The organism is Tetragenococcus halophilus, assembly GCF_001712815.1.
Lineage (GTDB): Bacteria > Bacillota > Bacilli > Lactobacillales > Enterococcaceae > Tetragenococcus > Tetragenococcus halophilus.
In genome coordinates this window covers 1739547-1756378 of sequence record NZ_CP012047.1, presented here as the reverse complement: position 1 = coordinate 1756378, position 16832 = coordinate 1739547, and the positions used below count along the sequence as shown (strand labels likewise).

21 protein-coding genes are annotated in these 16832 nt (G+C 36.2%); 15 read left to right on the top strand and 6 right to left on the bottom strand.

The genetic code is table 11. The annotated features are described in order from the left end of the window. Positions 1-65: 65 nt before the first annotated feature. Positions 66-1484, bottom strand: coding sequence for an ISLre2-like element ISTeha1 family transposase (locus AC806_RS08370; RefSeq protein WP_069029132.1), 1419 nt, complete (start codon positions 1482-1484; stop codon positions 66-68). 254 nt (positions 1485-1738) lie between these two features. Between AC806_RS08370 and AC806_RS08365 the strand changes: the two genes are divergently transcribed. Beyond that, positions 1739-2329, top strand: coding sequence for a TetR/AcrR family transcriptional regulator (locus tag AC806_RS08365; RefSeq protein ID WP_014124162.1), 591 nt, complete (start codon positions 1739-1741; stop codon positions 2327-2329). Positions 2330-2373: 44 nt separating this feature from the next. Here the strand turns inward: AC806_RS08365 and AC806_RS08360 are convergent, their stop codons facing one another. After that, positions 2374-2826 carry a flavodoxin gene (locus tag AC806_RS08360; protein ID WP_014124163.1) on the bottom strand — a complete coding sequence of 151 codons (453 nt, stop codon included), beginning with the start codon at positions 2824-2826 and terminating at the stop codon, positions 2374-2376. 179 nt (positions 2827-3005) lie between these two features. On the opposite strand from AC806_RS08360, the gene map reads away from it, so the two are divergent. The 11 genes from map to AC806_RS08305 all read left to right on the top strand — a co-directional run bounded on the left by map (position 3006) and on the right by AC806_RS08305 (position 12862). After that, entirely contained in the window at positions 3006-3770 is a 765-nt protein-coding gene (map, locus tag AC806_RS08355; protein WP_061841353.1) for a type I methionyl aminopeptidase, read from the top strand. Between the two features lie 12 nt (positions 3771-3782). Further along, positions 3783-4652, top strand: coding sequence for a YihY/virulence factor BrkB family protein (locus AC806_RS08350; RefSeq protein WP_014124165.1), 870 nt, complete (start codon positions 3783-3785; stop codon positions 4650-4652). Between the two features lie 33 nt (positions 4653-4685). Then, complete coding sequence (locus tag AC806_RS08345; protein ID WP_014124166.1) at positions 4686-5822, top strand: glycosyltransferase family 4 protein; 1137 nt, start codon at positions 4686-4688, stop codon at positions 5820-5822. A gap of 121 nt (positions 5823-5943) precedes the next feature. Beyond that, positions 5944-6378, top strand: coding sequence for a CopY/TcrY family copper transport repressor (locus tag AC806_RS08340; RefSeq protein ID WP_014124167.1), 435 nt, complete (start codon positions 5944-5946; stop codon positions 6376-6378). Between the two features lie 21 nt (positions 6379-6399). Then, the gene (gene copZ, locus AC806_RS08335) at positions 6400-6609 is read left to right on the top strand and encodes a copper chaperone CopZ (protein ID WP_014124168.1); all 210 of its coding nucleotides are present in this window, start codon (positions 6400-6402) and stop codon (positions 6607-6609) included. Positions 6610-6722: 113 nt separating this feature from the next. Further along, entirely contained in the window at positions 6723-7250 is a 528-nt protein-coding gene (locus tag AC806_RS08330) for a prevent-host-death protein (RefSeq protein ID WP_014124170.1), read from the top strand. A gap of 164 nt (positions 7251-7414) precedes the next feature. Then, positions 7415-8593, top strand: a complete 1179-nt coding sequence (locus tag AC806_RS08325) for a pyridoxal phosphate-dependent aminotransferase (protein ID WP_061841350.1) — start codon at positions 7415-7417, stop codon at positions 8591-8593. A 278-nt stretch (positions 8594-8871) separates the two neighbouring features. After that, the gene (locus AC806_RS08320) at positions 8872-9210 is read left to right on the top strand and encodes a putative DNA-binding protein (RefSeq protein WP_014124172.1); all 339 of its coding nucleotides are present in this window, start codon (positions 8872-8874) and stop codon (positions 9208-9210) included. Positions 9211-9225: 15 nt separating this feature from the next. Then, positions 9226-10653 (top strand): signal recognition particle protein, encoded by a 1428-nt coding sequence (gene ffh / locus AC806_RS08315; protein ID WP_061841349.1) that lies wholly within the window; start codon positions 9226-9228, stop codon positions 10651-10653. A 95-nt stretch (positions 10654-10748) separates the two neighbouring features. Further along, positions 10749-10970, top strand: coding sequence for a CsbD family protein (locus AC806_RS08310; RefSeq protein WP_014124174.1), 222 nt, complete (start codon positions 10749-10751; stop codon positions 10968-10970). A 185-nt stretch (positions 10971-11155) separates the two neighbouring features. Then, positions 11156-12862, top strand: a complete 1707-nt coding sequence (locus AC806_RS08305; protein WP_069029131.1) for an ABC-ATPase domain-containing protein — start codon at positions 11156-11158, stop codon at positions 12860-12862. A gap of 108 nt (positions 12863-12970) precedes the next feature. Here AC806_RS08305 and AC806_RS08300 read toward each other — a convergent pair whose 3' ends face one another. Continuing rightward, on the bottom strand, positions 12971-13567 hold the full coding sequence (locus AC806_RS08300; protein WP_069029130.1) for an NAD(P)H-dependent oxidoreductase: 597 nt from the start codon (positions 13565-13567) through the stop codon (positions 12971-12973). 255 nt (positions 13568-13822) lie between these two features. On the opposite strand from AC806_RS08300, the gene rpsP reads away from it, so the two are divergent. The 3 genes from rpsP to AC806_RS08285 all read left to right on the top strand — a co-directional run bounded on the left by rpsP (position 13823) and on the right by AC806_RS08285 (position 14871). Beyond that, positions 13823-14098, top strand: a complete 276-nt coding sequence (rpsP, locus tag AC806_RS08295; protein ID WP_014124177.1) for a 30S ribosomal protein S16 — start codon at positions 13823-13825, stop codon at positions 14096-14098. 11 nt (positions 14099-14109) lie between these two features. Beyond that, positions 14110-14358, top strand: coding sequence for a KH domain-containing protein (locus AC806_RS08290; RefSeq protein ID WP_061841346.1), 249 nt, complete (start codon positions 14110-14112; stop codon positions 14356-14358). A gap of 258 nt (positions 14359-14616) precedes the next feature. Continuing rightward, positions 14617-14871: a hypothetical protein gene (locus AC806_RS08285; protein ID WP_014124179.1), complete on the top strand. Its 255-nt coding sequence runs from the start codon at positions 14617-14619 to the stop codon at positions 14869-14871. 102 nt (positions 14872-14973) lie between these two features. On the opposite strand, the gene AC806_RS08280 is transcribed toward AC806_RS08285, so the two are convergent. From AC806_RS08280 to AC806_RS08270, 3 genes are read right to left on the bottom strand one after another with little or no spacing between them, the layout of a single operon-like run. After that, entirely contained in the window at positions 14974-16104 is a 1131-nt protein-coding gene (locus AC806_RS08280; protein WP_014124180.1) for a sodium ion-translocating decarboxylase subunit beta, read from the bottom strand. Between the two features lie 22 nt (positions 16105-16126). Then, positions 16127-16504: a biotin/lipoyl-containing protein gene (locus AC806_RS12195; protein ID WP_061841345.1), complete on the bottom strand. Its 378-nt coding sequence runs from the start codon at positions 16502-16504 to the stop codon at positions 16127-16129. A 29-nt stretch (positions 16505-16533) separates the two neighbouring features. Beyond that, on the bottom strand, positions 16534-16815 hold the full coding sequence (locus AC806_RS08270) for an OadG family protein (RefSeq protein WP_014124182.1): 282 nt from the start codon (positions 16813-16815) through the stop codon (positions 16534-16536). Between the last annotated feature and the right edge of the window lie 17 nt (positions 16816-16832).

The window sequence follows — 16832 nt, the reverse complement described above, 5'->3', positions numbered from 1 at the left end:
AGTTATCTTTCAACCTCACTTTCGTTCGGTTTGCCCTCATCATCTCTAACAAAAACAAGTTTTTATTAGAGATAACTCGGAGTCATTAGTAATTGATTTAATCCTTTGGCGAATTGGCCTAAAGGCGCACTTTTCGCTTTTCCTTCGCCAATCTGTCCTTTAAATGCACCTTCATGGGCTTGGAAACGAGGCTTTTTCTGTACCCAACGTTTCATAGCGTGCCAACGTTTTTCCTGGGCAACCACATCATTCGGAAGGGCTTCGTATTGGTTCAACCAACCTTCCAATTCTTGGTTTCTTAAACTATCAATGACACGAATCATGGCTTGGGCCCCAGTTGTTGTCCACAAACGACCTTGGCGCTTCATGCGATAGGTGATTTTCCGATGGGTACTTTCGATCGTGCCAATACAAGCTTTAGGGTCCCTGATTCCTCGTGCTTTCAATGATTTTAAATAAGGCCAACTTCTTTGAAGATAGTGATGCAGTAAACGTAAATGTTCTAACGCTTCGGCCTCCTTTTCTTCAATCAAGCTTTCCGAAGTATCTAAAACCAGCTGGACCTCTTGCCAATTATAATGTTCAATCGCTCGTATCATTCGATGTTGGAGCTGGGGAACAAAAGCCATTCGTTCCTTGATTTTCCGGTGGACATGGTATCGATCACGGAAGTGTTCATGACGCAAACAACCTAAAGCCAGTTCATCAAACACCGCTTTTTCATAACCCGAACCGCCGTCACTATTGGAAATGACCACGGTATGACTTAAATCATAATAGGCTTGAAGATAGGCCATCATTTCTTTGTATGCTTTTTGCCGATTCAGATGACTCACAAAGTGCGGGGCGATCATTTCCGAACGGTTGCCTACTTTCTGGCTGCCTTCACACACTTGAAAACGGTGAACTTCAAGAGATTGTTTCTTCTGTCCGTTGATCTTTACGCCGTCTCCTTCCAGATATAAATAGGGCACTTTTTTCTTGGGGATCACGCCCTCATAACGACTTTCATGCGTGCTTCTGGCTTGGATGAATTCGCCCGTTTTAACCACCAATTGTTGCACATTTTGATGACTCATCTGCCAAGAAGTTAAACAGTCGATCGCTTGAGAAACATGACGATAGACCATGTTACTGCCTAATTGAGCCACGTTTCGCAGAACCAGCGAACTATAACGAAGGCCTTTTCGAATCCCTAGAAATTCATCTAAAGGGTAACGAATGTCGTTGGCTTGATTTTTCATTCGCCGACGAACATAGGTCACGGGACCAAACAAGAAGGTGATGGTTCTTTCGCTTTTACGATCGACGCGAAAGCCTTCTTTCTTACATTGCGCACAAATTTCTTCATCAAGCGTTTGAAAAGCTAGTTGGGTAATGGTCGCTATAAGTTGTGTAAAAAAGATCATCATGGCTCTTTCTCTTGCTAAAAAATTCGTTTCCTTCTTCATTACTTCCACTAAATCTGTTACAATAGAATCCATAAGAAACCGCCTTTGTTCATTAGTGCCTGTCACAGCCCAATGAATAGAGTAACGGTTTCTTTTTTATTCGTCTAGAGGATACCTCAATAAATTTTACACTTAGCTTAATAAGATAAGTATAAATGTCTTATTTTATCGGATTTAACAGTTTTTTGAAAAGAAAAGTAACATGTAATTTTGAATTATTGGAAAAAAATGGTAGAATGAATAAAATGATAAATAACAGTACTCGTCATTTAAGGAGGCAGAAACAAATGGCAAGAAAGAAAACGATCACAAGAGACCAGATCTTAAAAGCGGCTTATGAAGTTGTTGCAAAAGAAGGCTTCGCCAGATTTACTGCACGAAATATCGCGGCCAAAATGAAGTGCTCCACCCAACCGATTTATCTAGAATTTAAAAACATGGAAGACTTAAAGCAAGCATTACTCAAAGAAATTTTCGACTACCTTTCTGCTGAGGTCCTTCCAAAAGAACACTCCGAGAATAAATTAGTCGACTTAGGTTTTAACTACATTGAGTTTGCCACTAAAGAAAAGAAGTTGTATAAAGCTTTATATTTAGAGGAAGGTTTAGGCGATAAATCCATTCAGAAGTTTTCTTTTGATTATTTTGTCAATCTGGTTCAACAAATTCCAGAATATAAAAATTTGCCGGAAGATAAGCTTTCTGCTTTATACGCAGGTTTTTGGATTGTAGTGACAGGACTTGCTGCTCTAACTGCTGCCAATATTATGAAACCAACGAATGAAGAAATTAAAATCTTATTAACAGAAACAATTAAAAATCTAACAACCAATAATGATGAATTAAATCAAGCTTTTTCAAGCTTTAAATTTCATTAAAACAAAAGCAAGGACATTCATTCTAAAGAATGCTCTTGCTTTTTTTATATCATTGCTTGCTGTGTTGTAACTAATTCGGAAGCAAAAGCTTTCAATTGTTGAATATCTTCTTCTTCTGCGGCTAAATCAACTTTGATTTTTTCAGTGCCTTTTTTAGCACCAGCGGTTAAAAAGGCTTCTTCAAAGCTATCTACTGCTGTAGCATAGTTTTCGTAAAAAGTGTCCCCCGAACCGCATACACCAAATACTTTACCTTGTAAATCTAATTGTAGTAAGTCTTCATAAAGATCTAGCATCTCTTCTGGGATTGTGCCTTCGTCATAAGTGTAAGCTGCAATAATACAAATATCAGCTTCTTTAAATTCTTCAGCGTCAATTTGAGTACATTCGTCAATATCTACTTCGATATTTAAGTTTTCTAAAGCTTCACAGACAATATCAGCAATCACTTCTGTGTTTCCTGTTAAACTACCATAAATAATTTTTGCTGAAGTCATATGTTTCCTCCTAATTATCGCAAGCGAAAATGTATATTTATTTTATACCTATTATTTTATTATTATAGCAAATAAAACATCTTAAGTGAAATATCTCTTTGCGTTTTATTCCTTTGAATTTGGAAAAAAAGAAGCGCGTGTGGTAAAATAAGTAAGATTTCAATAAAGGAGACAAAAATATGATTACGCTAAAATCAAATAGAGAAATTGATAGTATGGATGAATCTGGGGCCTTACTAGCGGATGTACATAAACAACTTCGGTCATTTATTAAGCCTGGTGTAACTAGCTGGGATATCGAAGAATTTGCGCGAGATTACATTGAAAGCCACGGTGGAATTGCGGCACAAATTGGCTTTGAAGGATATGAGTACGCTACCTGTACAAGTATTAATGATGAGATTTGTCATGGTTTTCCGCGGAAGAAAGCTTTAAAAGAGGGCGATTTAATAAAAGTTGACATGTGCGTTGATTTAAAAGGTGCCGTGTCTGATTCATGTTGGGCATATGTGGTTGGAAAACCTTCAGAAAAAGTAAAAAAATTAATGGAAGTTACTAAAAAAGCCTTATACCTTGGTATTGAACAAGCACAAGTGGGCAATCGTATTGGTGATATTGGTCATGCTATTCAAACATATGCTGAAGGAGAAGGCTTTAGTGTGGTACGTGATTTTGTTGGCCATGGTATAGGTCCTACAATTCATGAAGAACCCACGATTCCACACTATGGAAAAAAAGGCAAAGGACTTCGCTTAAAAGAAGGTATGGTCATTACAATTGAACCTATGATTAATACTGGAACTTGGGAAATGAAAATGGACTCAAATGGTTGGACCGCATATACACAAGATGGCGGGTTAAGTTGTCAATATGAACATAGTTTAGCGCTTACTAAAGAAGGCCCACGTATCTTGACCTCACAAGGTGAAGAAGGCAGTTACTAAAAGGAGAAGGCGATGAGTAAAAACGAAGTTGGTAACGATCAGAAGAACATTTCGAGATTTTTTAGTATTGCAAAAGAAAGAGTTAAGATATCCGAATTTACCACTTATTCAATTGTAGTGGCTTATTATTTGTTATTATCTCTTTTTCCATTATTAATTACTGTGGGAAATATTCTCCCCTTTTTAAGTATTGATCCTAGTTCCGTATTGCCATATATTCAAGAAATTATGCCAAGTACAATTTACCAATTTTTAGGTCCTGCGATCAAAGACTTACTTACCCAAAGCTCAGGTGGATTATTGTCTATTTCGGCAATTACCACAATTTGGTCTGCAAGTAAAAGTATCAACGCTTTACAAAAAGCAATGAACAAAAGTTTAGGTGTCGAACAACGTACAGGTATTGTTGCGAGAATTCTTTCTGTACTCGTTTTGATTCTTTTCTTGTTTGCAATGGTTGCTTTATCACTTATTATTGGTGCAGGGCAAGTGCTGTTGGATGCTATACAACCGATTTTTGCAATCCCTGATTCGTTTGTAAATATATTCCAAACGGTGAAATGGCCGCTTACTTTTGTTGCTTTATTCTTACTAATGGCGATTATTTATTGGATGATACCTAATGTTAAGATGAAACTACGTTCAGTTCTTCCTGGGGCAATTTTTGCGACAATTGGTTGGTTATTGTTGTCACAAGTATTTGGTTTATATGCTAGGTATTTTGCGACCACAGTAAGTGGTTATCAAATTATCGGAAGTTTTGTTGTTTTGATGTTATGGCTAAATTTTGCAGCTATGATCATTATTTTAGGTAGTGTGTTGAATGCTTCGATGGAAGAGTTTTATAATGGCGAATTGAAAGAAAGTGACAAGATTTTCTGAAGTAAAAAAGATGAATGAAAGCGAGAAAAACGAATGGGTTTCACGTTTCAATTTATATTAAAATTATTTGCGACAATGTTTTTATCAATTATCTTAACGCCATTGCTTAAATTATTGTCTTTTAAAATCGGCGCTGTCGACCGTCCTGGTGAACGTCGTATTAATGAGAAAACAATGCCCACAGCAGGTGGATTAAGTATTTTTATTTCATTTGTTGTGGCTATTGTGTGGGAATTTAATGATATGTTAGATGCAAAGCAGATTTGGCCAATGCTAATTGCTGCTTTTATTATCATTTTAACAGGTTTAGCTGATGATATCTTTGAGATAACACCAATGCAAAAAACATTAGGGATTATTGTCGCTTCTTTGGTGATTTATTTTATTGGAGATATCACTATCGATACGATTTCAATTCCTTTTTTGGGATCCTTTCAATTGGGTTGGTTGAGTTTGCCTATGACACTTATTTGGATACTGGCGATTACCAACGCCGTAAATTTAATTGACGGTTTAGATGGTTTGGCTTGTGGTGTAGCAGTGATTGCTTTAGTAACCATTGGTCTAATTAGTTATTTCTTTTTGCCAACCAACGGTGTTCCACTTGCGATTATGATTTTTTCTCTAGTAGCTGCGATCGCCGGCTTTTTTCCTTATAACTTTCACCCGGCAACGGTATTTTTAGGAGACACAGGGGCTTTGTTTTTAGGATTCATGATTTCTGTTTTTTCTTTGCAAGGGTTAAAAAATGCGACATTTATTTCGGTTTTAACTCCTATGTTTATTTTGGGCGTTCCTATTACGGATACTGTTTATGCAATGTTACGTCGTTATTTTAATAAAAAGCCGATTTCATCAGCTGATAAAATGCATTTACATCATCGCTTGCTTTCTTTAGGATTTACTCATCGTGGTGCGGTACTTACGATTTATGCTTTGGCTATGGTGTTTGCCCTGATTGCACTATTAATGAATTATGCTAGTACTTGGGCAATTATATTACTTGTAATCAGTACATTATTTGGTCTAGAATTATTCATTGAACTAATTGGTTTAGTAGGTGAAAATCGACAGCCATTAATGCACACATTGAAATTTGTAGGTAATCGTAGACACCGCCAACAAATATTAAATAAGACAAAACATAAAAATAAACATGAGAAAAAATAAAAATTGGGAGTTGGTTTATTAGACTTCCAATTTTTTTATATAGAATAATTGTGGAAAAATTAATCCTTTGACAAATTTTGATTACAGATGTAAACTTGTTAAGTAAGAGAGGAGCAGACTTATGAACACATTGGTAGAACCTATTAAAATCAGCGATTCCGAATGGGAAGTTATGCGCGTTATTTGGACTAAGGGAAGTGCTGATGCAAAAACGATCAATGATTTGTTAAGCAGCTCCAAAGGTTGGAAGCTAGCGACGACAAAAACATTATTAGGTAGACTTGTTAAAAAAGATATTTTACAGACCGAACAGCTAGGTAAAAAATTTGTCTATACTGCAAAAGTTACTGAAGAAGAGACTGTTCGTAGTGCGACAGAAAATATTTTTTCACATATATGTGCTAAAAAGGTAGGAAGCACAATTGCTGATATGATTTCAGAGGCAGAATTGACGCAAGAAGATATTGACAATATCCAAGATATTTTATCGGAAAAAATGGCAGTAGCAGATATTGCTTGTAATTGTATTCCTGGGCAATGTATCTGTAAAGAATAAATAAAGAAAGGAAGCTAAAGTATGAAGCAGAAGTTTTCTATCGAAGGAATGAGTTGTGGTCATTGTGTTGCACGCGTTGAAAATGCGGTTAATGAACTACCGGGCATTCAAAAAGTAAAGATACATTTGAAAAGAAGTAATGGTACAGTTAAATTTGATGAAGGACAAGTTAATAGTGAGCAGATTGCAGAAAAAATTAACGATACTGGATATAAAGCTAAAGCAGTTTAAGGTTAAAAAATGAAGGATGTGAATCAGCATTCTTCATTTTTTATTACTTGAAACTGTAAACCTCCCAACTGCCTATGCTATAATAAATTTGATGAAAAAAGGAGGGCAGTGCAATGGAATTAAAAAAGCTTGAAGTGCCAACTTCTTCTATTACAGAAGTAAAACGCTCACCTATGGAGGTATTTGAACAAGCCAAACAAGCAGGTACTGCTGTGTATGTATTTAATAGAGAAAAAGTAGCGGGAGTCATGCTCACACAAAATCAATATGAAACTTTATTACAAGAGTTAGATGCGTTACGCAGTGAGACAAAAGATTTTTCAAGCACACCGCAAGAGCACTTTGTTGATACAGGTTTAGAAGAATTATATCAACGCTTACAGAACAGTTTAATGACAGCTTCCAGTATTTCAGCAAAAACGTTAGATGAGCGTATGGTTTCCAATGGTTTTATTACTAGGAAAACTGGGTTTGGCGGTGTAACAGATATGATCAATGAGCTAAGACAGTCTGGAAAAATTGTCTATCAATTGCGACAAAAATCAAATGATCAAAATGTTGTTGCTGAAATTATGGGTAAACAGGATAAAAGCGAGCACTTATCTGATCACTTAATAGTGGACAAAATTTATATAAAATAAAATGAGTGTAGAGACTGAAAGAAGTAAAATTGTAAATTTCTATTTCGGCCTCTTTTTTTTAAAAAGAAAAATGAGAAATTTTTGAATTTTCTACGTTTTTAGTCTAAATTATGATAGGATAACAACAACTAGAATTACAAGTTTATGTTAAAGGAATGATAAAAATGGCAGACGTTTCTCAAAGATTTAATCCACGTTTAGATCAAATCGCGGTTTCTATGATCCGTCAATTTGATGAACGTGTTTCAACGATACCCAATATTTTGAAATTAACATTAGGTGAACCAGATTTTAATACGCCTGAGCATGTTAAAGAGGCAGGAATTAACGCAATAAAAGAAAATTACAGTCACTATACAGGGATGTCTGGTGTTGCCCAGCTTAGAAAAGCAGCTGCTCGGTTTGTTCATGATAAATATAATTTATCCTATGATTTTCAATCAGAAGTACTAGTTAGTGTTGGTGTGACAGAAGGAATCGCTGCAAGCTTAATAAGTGTCTTAGAAGCTGGTGATAAGGTGATTGTACCTTCTCCAATTTTTCCCGGCTATGAACCTATTATTACCTTAACAGGAGCCCAGCCTATTTATATTGACACAAGCGTGAACGATTTTATTCTTTCACCTGAAGTGTTAGAAGAAACATTACAAAAATACGGAGATGAAATCAAAGCGATTGTGTTAAATTATCCAAGCAATCCAACCGGTGTGACTTATTCTCGTGGAGAAGTGCAAGCTATAGCTGATGTATTGAGAAAGTATTCAGTTTTTGTCATTAGTGATGAGGTATATAGTGAATTAACTTATGAAGGAGAACATGTATCCATTGCCGAATATCTCCGTGAACAAACGATTTTACTTAATGGTTTGTCTAAATCCCATGCGATGACTGGCTGGCGTTTAGGTTTGATTTTTGCGCCGGAAGAATTGACGAAACAAATTATAAAAACCCATCAATATTTGGTTACTTCGGCAGTCACTTCGGCACAGTTAGCCGCTGTGAATGCGCTGACCGACGGATTTGATGATGCTTTACCTATGAAAGAAGAATATCGCAAACGTCGTGACTTTGTTTATGGAGAGTTACATCGTTTAGGTTATGAAGTAGCTAAACCGACCGGTGCTTTTTATATTTTTGCAAAAATTCCAGAAGGTTATATAAAAAACTCGATGGAATTTTGTGTAGACTTGGCTGAAAAAGAAAGCTTAGCAATTATTCCTGGTGCTGCTTTTGGCGTAGGCGGAGAGGGTTACGTACGGTTGAGTTACGCAGCTAGTATGCAAGATTTAGAAGAAGCGATGAAACGGATTGAACATTATATGCAAAACAATAAAGTTGCGTAGTGGATAAAAGTAGAATCGAACAATTTGGTGTTTGCCTTGAGTAAATCTAAATTGTTTGATTTTTTTCATTTTTTAAGCAAAAGGATTGTTAAAAAATATATCTTTATTTTAGGAATGGATAAAAGGACTATTGCAATAGTACATAAAATGGTATAATAGTAGGCGGCTTGGTTAGAAAGAGAAACTTATTTTTAGAGGAATAGATGAATGGTTTTCTCAGAAAAATATATCTGTTTCAACCTTGAGATAATAGCGATAATTAGGCGGAGATGAATAAAATGGAAATTGAAAAAACAAATCGTATGAATACACTTTTTGAATTCTACGCCACATTGTTAACAAAAAAACAAATGAATTATATGGAGTTATATTACGCAGATGATTTTTCTTTAGGAGAAATTGCCGAAGAATTTAACGTGAGCCGTCAGGCTGTGTATGATAATATAAAACGAACGGAAAAGATTTTAGAAGACTACGAATATAAACTATCAATGTATTCAGATTATAGAATTCGAAGTGAGCTGTTGGATCAGCTAACTGATTATATAAAACAAAATTATCCGGCAGATGAAACTTTGACAAATTTAGTAAAAGATATTCAAGAAATCGATGAATAAAGGAAGGAACAATATATGGCATTTGAAAATTTAACAGACCGCCTGCAGCAAGCGATGAAAAAGCTGCGAAAAAAAGGAAAAATTTCGGAGTCTGATGTAAAAGAAATGATGCGGGAAATCCGCTTAGCTTTACTAGAAGCCGATGTTAACTTACAAGTAGTTAAAGACTTTACTAAAAATGTTCGTGAACGTGCGGTGGGTGCAGAAGTATTAGAAAGCTTGTCGCCTGCTCAACAAATCGTGAAAATCGTTGATGAAGAGCTGACGAAAACACTTGGCTCTGAAGCGGTAGGGCTTAATAAAGCCCCGAAGATACCTACTGTTATCATGATGGCTGGTTTACAAGGTGCTGGGAAAACTACATTTGCCGGTAAACTAGCCAATCATTTGATAAAAGATGAAAACGCGCGTCCTATGATGATCGCAGGTGACGTTTATCGTCCGGCAGCTGTGGATCAATTGAAAGTATTAGGTCAACAATTAGACGTACCAGTATTTGAAATGGGAACTGAAGAAAGCCCGGTAGAGATCGTTAGACAAGGGATGGAATTGGCTCATGAAAAGAAAAACGACTATGTACTTATTGATACGGCCGGACGTTTGCATGTTGACGAAGCGTTAATGGAAGAATTACAAGACATTAAAGACATTGCGCAACCTAATGAAATTTTACTGGTTGTTGATGCCATGACAGGACAAGATGCCGTTAATGTTGCTGAAAGTTTTAATGAACAATTAGGTATTTCAGGAGTTGTTATTACAAAACTAGATGGTGACACACGTGGGGGTGCGGCGCTATCGATTCGCTCTGTCACTGGCGCGCCAATTAAGTTCACCGGAATAGGTGAAAAATTAACTGATATGGAAGTCTTTCACCCTGATCGGATGTCTAGTCGAATATTAGGCATGGGCGACATGTTGACTCTGATTGAAAAAGCGCAACAAGATTATGATGAACAAAGAGCCGAAGAGATGGCTGAAAAAATGCGAGAAAATACATTTGATTTCAATGACTTTATTGAACAAATGGACCAGCTATCCAATATGGGCTCGATGGAAGATATCATGAAAATGATCCCAGGGATGAATCAAATGCCAGGAATAGACAATGTGCAATTTGATCCTAAGGATATGGAACGTAAAAAGGCGATGGTTTATTCTATGACGCCTGCTGAACGTGAAGATCCTGATCTGTTGAATCCAAGTCGTAGACGACGAATCGCTGCTGGCTCAGGAAATAGCGTAATCGAGGTCAACCGTATGATCAAACAGTTTAAAGAGTCTCGTAAGATGATGCAGCAAATGTCTAAAGGAAACATGGATAGTATTCCGGGCATGGATCAGATGCTCGGCGGCGGTGTTAAGGGGAAAATTGGCAAAATGGCAATGAACCGCTCAATGAAAAAAAATAAGAAGAAGAAAAAGAAGAAAAAAAAGAAATAGAAGTATTTTAATGTTTTAAGAAATGCTGACACCTTTTTGTTTGTCGTGTTTAATAAAGCATGATATTATAACAGTATCAGAAAGGAGACGATGTGATGAGTACAAATAAAGATGATTTAAAAGGGAAATTCACCGAGGCAAAAGGAAAAGTAACAGGTGATAGTACTGAAGAACTAAAAGGAAAAGCACAACAAGGTCTCGGTAAAGCAAAAGACAAAGCACAAGAAGCTGCTGATAAAGCAGCAGACAAAGTAAATGAGCAAGTTGATGAAAAAAAAGATGAATCACAAGATAATGATTCTGGAAATAACGAATAATAGAGCAGAGATAACGAAATAGTCAATGGCTATTTCGTTATTTTTTAAGTTTCTACCTTCGTATTATCAAATGTTTAGATTTGACGTTGGAAAATATTCAAATTATAATACGCCCCGTTAGATCATATATATAATATTTTTAAACAATAGTTAAATTGATGCAAATGTCAAAGGAGCTTTTCTAAATGAAAAAAGCAACAGAATTTGAAAGATTATTAAAATCACTAGATGGGCAAAAATATGGTGCATACAAACGCACGCAAGGTAGGTATCAGTTCGATAACTATCAACTGTCTATTGATCATGTTCAAGTTGATCCCTATGCCCCACCAACCAAAGCACGAATAATTATTGATCGAAGTGTTCTTGATATCCCTGATGAATGGCTTGACTCAAAATATAAAAAAATTGCTGTTTCAGATTTTTTGACAAGAAACTTTTTTAAAAAATTACAGCCTTTCAATCAAGCAGTTAAAGGAGCCGGAACCAACGGAAAAGTTTTTATAGATCGTTGTGGGCAGGAAATTTTAGAAAGAACGTCGGTCTCCATTAATGACGAGTCAATAGAAGTTCGTTTTGAAGTCGGTTTACCTGCTGCTGGCAGAACAATTTTAGGAAAATCAGCGGCACACATTTTTAATAAAGTCCTGCCACAAGTTGTCAAACAGGCACTGTTTTACCGCAATCTAGATCAGAAAGCACTAAAGAAACAAGTGACATTGGTGTTAGATCAAGTATATATTAGAGAAGAATTAGCTCGTAAAAGATTAGTAGCTTTTGTGGGAAATGATTCTATTTTGCCACGGCAAAGTGGTGTTTCTGATAGACCGCTAAAAGATGCGATTTTATTTACGAGTCCTGAAAATTTTGCGATTACCTTGGATCTACCCAGTGGACAAACTGTTACAGGGATGGGAATTCCAGAAGGTGTGACTTTGATTGTGGGAGGAGGCTTCCACGGGAAGTCTACGCTCTTACAAGCTTTGGAACGTGGTGTTTATCATCATATTGCCGGTGATGGCAGAGAAATGGTGATCACACGTCAAGATGCTGTTAAAGTACGGGCTGAAGATGGTCGGAATATTGAAAAAGTAAACATTAGTGCTTTTATTAATAATTTACCAGCTAAAAAAGATACGACACAGTTCACCTCGGACAATGCTAGTGGCAGTACTTCTCAAGCGGCTAATGTAATGGAAGCTTTGGAAGCTCAGTCTTCTTTATTGTTAATTGATGAAGACACTTCTGCTACCAATTTTATGATTCGCGACGGTAGGATGCAGCAATTAGTTGCACCAAATAAAGAACCTATTACGCCATTTACCGATAAAGTCAGTCCCCTATATGATACATTAGGTGTATCTACCATACTTATTGTGGGTGGTTCAGGGGACTATTTTGAAGAAGCCGATCAAATTCTTATGATGGATGAATATCATCTTAAAGATGTGACAAAAACAGCCAAAGATATTGCAAATTCTGCTGGATATCAAAGGGAAAAACTGACCGATAGTCAATTTGGCGAGACACCAGTAAGAATTCCATTAAAATCTAGTTTTTCTAAGAAGGGAAAAGATGCCCGCCTAAAATCACAAGGGCAACATGCTATTTTATACGGACGTGAACCGATTGATATTTCTGGCTTAGAACAGCTTGTTGATGACAGTCAAGCCAACTGTATAGCAATGATGATTGATTTTTTCCAAAAAGAATTACTCAATGAGCAAGTGACACTTACTCAGGCAGTGGATCAAGTTTATGACTATATTGATCGTTTTGGATTAGATGCGATTTCTCCTTATGATGGACATCCTGGGAATTTGGCTTTAGCTCGTAAGCAAGAACTTTGTGCTGCAATTAATCGTTATCGTGGATTGAAAATAAAAAGTTAATTGAAGTAAAGTTTTGATATGATAATTATAACAATTTTAAAATGAAAAAAACTTTGGTCAGATTTAAAAATCGACCAAAGCTTTTTTTTTTTGTAAAAACTATTTTGTTTATCCGTTGACTCTGCTAGCGATATCTACGACATTGCGAGCTTGTTTTTTCACAGCGGCTTCAACATCTTCTATCATGTTGCCATTGTCATCTACAGTCACTGAAGTTCCATAAGGGTTACCTCCTGCAGTGGTATATTCAGGTTGAGTATAACCAGGTGCTGCAATAATAGCTCCCCAGTGCATCATTTGAATATAAAGAGATAGAAGTGTAGCTTCTTGTCCACCATGAGCATTGTGAGCTGAAGTCATACCTGTTACAACTTTATTTGCAGTTTCACCAGTTGCCCATATTCCGCCTTGTGTATCGATAAATTGTTTCATTTGTGCAGCCATTACACCAAAACGAGAAGGAACGCTAAAGATAAGGCCGTCTGCCCATTTGATATCTTCTGAAGTTACTTCTGGGACATCTTGCGTAGCATCATAGTGAGTTCTCCAAGCAGGATTTGCATCTATTGCAAAATCGGGCGCTAATTCAGGTGCTCTAACTAAACGAGCCTCAGCACCTATGCTTTCTACTGCTTCTTTTGCCCATAGCGCTAATTGATAGTTCGTACCTGTGGAACTGTAATAGATAATTGAAATTTTTGTCATAAAACATTCTCCTTTAAATTAATTCGTAATTTTACTTACAATTAATAAGTTAAAACAAAAGAATAAAAATGTCAATTTATTTACTTATTTTTCGTAAGTTCTTTTACAAAGATTATCCTATAAAAAGTTATTTTTTTGCAAAGAAAATGCATGGGGTTTTTATAAAAAAATTAGTCTGTAAAGAAAAAACTCTTTACACTATATGCAAAAGCTGTTAAACTACACTTTGTGATCAAAATTAATGGAGGTGTGAAATTGGCAGTAAAAATTCGTTTAAAACGCATGGGGGATAACAAACGCCCAACTTATCGTATTGTAGTAGCAGACTCACGTTCACCACGTGATGGTCGTTTTATTGAAACTGTGGGCACTTATAACCCATTGAGAGAACCAAGCGAAGTGAAAATTGAAGAAGATGCTGTATTGAATTGGTTAGCCAAAGGCGCTCAACCATCTGATACTGTTCGTAATATCCTTTCTAAAGAAGGAATTATGAAAAAGCATCATGACGCAAAAAACGCTAAGAAATAAGGTGACTAACTATGACAGATTTGACCGATTTGGTCTTAACGATCGTTCGTCCCTTAGTTACCCAGCCTGATCAAGTGTCAGTCGAAATTGATGAAACTGATAAATTTTTCGAGTATAATTTATCGGTTGCGCCAGTTGATGTTGGACGAATCATTGGTAAACAAGGACGTATCGCAAAAGCAATTCGAATCATTGTTTACAGTGTGAAAACTGACGATCGTAAAAAAGTACGATTGAACATTTTAGATGGCAAAGAGTAATAAAGGCAAAAATCATCACTCGATGGTTTTTGCTTTTTATTTATAAAAAAATAATACATAGAAAAAGATGATAGCACAGGAAAATGAGAAACCCATGTTGAATGAGTAGCGATAGCTCAAAGAAATAGGAGAAATGGCTATTTAGTGTTTTGTTAGTTATTTGAAATTGAATATATAAAGTTAGCTATTTAAATACGGCTAAAGGTGGATGTTTTTTGTGTGAATGTATATCATAATAAGTAGAGAGGAGGCGTCTGTATGGAGACACTTATTGCTTTTGCTATTGGACTTTTTCTTCTAGCGTGGACTATGCGAGCAAGAAGCTGTTTTTCACGTTTTATAGCACTTGTGCTTTTTATTTTTTTACTTTGGGTTTATCGGATCGAAGTTGCTAATGTAGTGGACCAAATCGGCAATATTTTTAATGTAGACAATATTTCGGAACGGTTTTACCATTTTCTAATGACCATGTGGCAAAGACTGATTCAATGGTTTGGCCAGCTGATTCAGTAAAAAATTAAACTCAATTATTTTAAACTTTAAATTTAATCAAAAAACTGCTAGTAAAGTTATTTTACTAGCAGTTTTTTAGTAAATATTATTTTAAATGCGCTTTTATCCAAAGAAGGACAATAAGACACCTGCAGTAACAGCAGAGCCGATGACACCAGCAACGTTAGGACTCATCGCATGCATTAAAAGATAATTATTTGGATTATTTTTAATTCCTTCTTTTTGCACAACACGAGCAGCCATTGGAACGGCCGAAACTCCGGCTGCGCCAATCAAAGGATTAATTTGTCCGTTGGTCATCTTATACATAATTTTTCCTATCAACACACCAGAAACAGTTCCCACTGCAAAGGCAATCAAGCCTAATATGGTAATGACAATTGTTGACCATGTTAAAAAGGTTTCTCCTGTAGCTTTTGCTCCTACTGAAACGCCGAGAATGATTGTAACAATGTACATAAAGGAATTCTGTAAGGTTTCAGATAATTTAGGAACTTGACCACTTTCTCGGATAATATTACCCAACATCAACATCCCAACCAAGGTTGTGGCCGACGGGATAAGTAAACTAACAAAAAGTGTGGTAATAATTGGAAATAAGATCTTTTCTTTTTTGGATACGGTACGCAGTTGTTCCATTTTAACTTTACGTTCTTTTTCAGTCGTGAGTAAGTTCATAAGAGGCGGTTGTATAATAGGAACTAAAGCCATATAAGAATAAGCAGCTAAGGCAATCGCAGGCAAAATATGGTCGGCTAGTTGACTTGTTACATAAATCGCTGTCGGTCCATCGGCACCCCCGATAATTCCAATAGAAGCTGCTTCTTCTGGGGACATCCCTACGACAATAGCTAAAAAGAAGGCGCTAAAAATACCAAATTGTGCTGCACCACCTAAAAGTAATGTCTTAGGATTTGCTAAAAGCGGGCCAAAGTCCGTTGATGCACCTAAGCATAAAAATATCAATGGAGGGTATATTCCTAGATCAATTCCTTGATAAAGATAATATAAAAGACCTCCTGATTCACCATTGGCTGGTTCATCCATTAATCCACTTAATGGCAGATTAACCAACAGTATACCAAAAGCAATCGGTATTAATAAATATGGTTCATACCCTTTTCGAACAGCTAAGTATAAGAAAATAAGGGAGATGATAATCATAATCAATTCCTTATAAGTCATACTAAGTATTCCTGAGCTTTGAACCAATTCGTTTACTATATCTAACATAGACTTGGTACCTCCTCAGAAATTATAGTTCAAATAAAACATCGTCTGCTTCAACAGCTTGACCTTCAGTTACGTTAATTGCTGAAATGGTACCGTCTGCAGGTGCGACAATTTCATTTTCCATTTTCATTGCTTCTAAGACAATGACTGTTTCGCCTTCTTTTACGGCTTGTCCAGCTTTTGCTTGTACTTTGTAAATATTTCCAGGCATTGGGGCAGTCACACTTTCTCCTCCTGATGTTGCTGTAGGGGCAGGAGAAGCTTGCGTTTGTTCTTGTGATTGTTGTGGCTGACTTTGCGTTTGGACTGCTTCTTTTGGTTCGCTTCGCTCGTTTTCGCTAATTTCTTCTATTGTTACTCTATATAATTTACCATCGATTTCTACTTCGTAGTTATTCATTTTCATTCCTCCATTTAATGATGATTTGTTTAATTTCTATCTCTTTTAAATTTATCAACTACTAAACTCATAATAAGTGCTACTTTTTCAGGTGGGATTGTTTCTTGTCTAGCAGTTTCTACTGGACTTTTTTCTTGACTTGCAGAAAGATCTTCTTGATTATTTGCTGGAAGGGGTTGATTATTATTTTCTTTGTCAACTAAATTTTTTACGATGGTTAAAATTCCCCATAAACCGATTAATACAGTAAATACAGCAGCCATAGCTACTATCATTAGCATTAGTCCATCGATTATTGTAAAGTTTGCCATTCTGACACCCTCTCTTT